Annotated in this window: 1 pseudogene; it reads right to left on the minus strand. The window is 63.4% G+C overall.

The annotated features are described in order from the left end of the window. Positions 1–340: pseudogene (locus NE591_RS13410) on the minus strand (hypothetical protein); the annotation flags it as partial. Positions 341–350 lie beyond the last annotated feature (10 nt).

A 350-nucleotide genomic window follows, 5' to 3' on the forward strand; every position in this document is an offset into this window, starting at 1 on the left:
CGCCGAAGAAGCCGCGGGAGTCGACCCAAGCCTGCTCCATCTCGTTGCCGTCGATGTTCGGGTAGCCGCCCAGCGCCGGCTCATCGTAGTAGTCGTCCCACAGCACCAGCTGATAGTCGCCCTGGCCGCCGGCGGAGTTCATGGCATGGCAGCTCCAGCAGTTGCCGTTGGCCTCTTTGAAGACCTTGCTGCCATAGTGGGCCGCATGGATGAGGTCGCCCAGATACGGGCCGGTGAGCGCCGTATGGCCGAGATGGCACGGCTCGCAGTCCTGGTAGGTGAGGGCCTTGTCGTAGCCCACGTGGGTCAGGATGTGCTTGTAGCCGTCCTTCATGTTCATGACATCCCAC

Source organism: Adlercreutzia sp. DFI.6.23, from assembly GCF_024462535.1.
In the GTDB taxonomy this organism is placed as follows: Bacteria; Actinomycetota; Coriobacteriia; order Coriobacteriales; family Eggerthellaceae; genus Adlercreutzia; species Adlercreutzia rubneri.